This window comes from Arthrobacter sp. TMN-49 (assembly GCF_054511095.1).
Genome location: NZ_JBTNDH010000072.1, coordinates 1 through 1884, shown reverse-complemented (window position 1 = coordinate 1884; position 1884 = coordinate 1). Strand labels below are relative to the sequence as shown.

2 protein-coding genes are annotated in these 1884 nt (G+C 65.1%); one reads left to right on the top strand and one right to left on the bottom strand.

Annotation, left to right across the window (positions count from 1 at the left end; all coding sequences use genetic code 11):
* Positions 1-164 precede the first annotated feature (164 nt).
* Entirely contained in the window at positions 165-1286 is a 1122-nt protein-coding gene (locus ACX80E_RS17145; RefSeq protein ID WP_459303272.1) for an LOG family protein, read from the bottom strand.
* Between the two features lie 194 nt (positions 1287-1480).
* On the opposite strand from ACX80E_RS17145, the gene ACX80E_RS17140 reads away from it, so the two are divergent.
* Entirely contained in the window at positions 1481-1786 is a 306-nt protein-coding gene (locus ACX80E_RS17140; RefSeq protein WP_459303271.1) for a rhodanese-like domain-containing protein, read from the top strand.
* Positions 1787-1884: the final 98 nt, after the last annotated feature.

Below are 1884 nucleotides of genomic sequence, written 5' to 3'. Positions count from 1 at the left end.
AAAAGAAGTGAGACACTCCCGGTCTGGCCGCTACTCAGACCGGAAGCGTCTACACAGGTATGAGACATCAATTGTCTACACAGGTATGAGACATGAACTGTCTACACAGGTGTGAGACATGACACTGCGCCATTTGGCGAACAACTGCCACCTAGATGATCCGATCAGAGGCGGGCGAGCACCGCGCAGGCTTCGTCCACAGAATCCACCACATGGACCATGTTGTCCATGGCCCGCCCCCGAGCGAGTGTGGTCAGCAGGGGGATGACTGGCACCTCGTGTTCCCAATAGTCGCGCCCCACCAGGACCATCGGGGCCACGGCGGTTTCGGCAGCATAGTAGTTTTCACAGGCGTCCTGGAAGATCTCCTGAACGGTGCCGGCAGCACCTTGGAGGAACACAATGCCGCCGCGTGAGCGGTCAAGTAGGACAGCCTCGCGGAGGGCATTAGTGAAGTACTTGGCAATCATGGTGGCGAACATATTGGGCGGTTCGTGACCGTAAAACCAGGTGGGGACGCCCACAGTCTGGGCTCCGTCCGGATACGCCAGCAGCACCTGGTGCGCCGCTCTGGCCCAGTCGGTGACGGAGGGGCGAAAGCCGGGGACGGCAGCCAAGGTGGCCAGCGCACTTTCCAGCGTCCCGGCGTCGTACGCGGAAAGGTAGGCGCCCAAGTTAGCGGCCTCCATGGCGCCGGGGCCACCGCCGGTTGCCACCAAAAAACCGGCTTGGCTCAGCGCGCGCCCCAGCGCGGCGGCCTGCGCATACTGGGCGCTGCCCCGCGCCGCAGCATGCCCACCCATGACGCCGACGACAGGGCGAACCTGCTGCGCCAGGAACTCATCGAGGGCGTCGGAAATGGCGTGGTCGTGCATGGCCATGGCAAGGGTGGCGTGCAGGGCGGGGGTGTGACCGGTCTGCAAGCTCCACTGGTAGATCCGGGCGTCCGGAACGCGCTCGTACTGCGCCGCAGCAATCCCCTCGAAAAGTTCAGCGCCCGTGTACAGGTGCCCGCGGTACGCGTTGAAGGGGATGTGCGGCAGTGTTGGGAAGATCAGGGCACCGCGGCTGCGCAGCACACCTTCCACCGAGCGGGCAAAGGTGCAGCCCATAAAAACGGCCCCCGACGCCCGCAGCCGCACCAGGTCCGCCGACCTTCCGCTCAAGTCCACGGCTTGAAAGTGCCATCCGTGCATGGACGTGGCACCCCGGGCCACGAGCTCGTCAAAGCGTTCCAGCTCTTCAATTTCGAGGCTGCGGGCACGGGGTGCAAGGGGCGCGTTCACGCCTCCAGCCTAGCGGCCGCGGGGCGCCGTCCCGCCAGGCACGGATTCGCCAGGCACGGATTCGCCGGGCACGGATCGCGCTCACATCGACCCCGTACGTGGCTGCCCCGATTCCGGCCTAATCTGGAGGTAGCAGTTTCCATGTTCGACGCCGGGCCTTTGGCTGCGCGCCGACCACACGTTCAGGAGCACTCATGCAGGAAATCACGCCCACCGACGTATTGGCAGCAGACCCGGATGTCCAGATCATCGATGTGCGTGAAGCGGCTGAGCTGGCCACAGGAATGCTCGAGGACGCCGTCCACATGCCCGCCGGTGATGTGTTGGCGCGGGTCGGCGAGCTTGATAAGTCACGGCGCATCATTGCCGTCTGCCATGGCGGGGGCCGCAGCGGCAGGGTTGCGCAGGCGCTCACCGAGCTTGGCTACAACGCTGACACTCTCACGGGCGGGATGAGCGGTTGGGAAGCCGAGGGACTGCCCACTGTGCCCCAGCAGTAGGGTTTCGCCGTCTGCCAGTTGCTGCGGGGGGAGGTGTGGGGAGTCCACGGTGGTTGGCCACCCCCCAACGTCCCCCACCAACCCCCCCACCCCCTCTC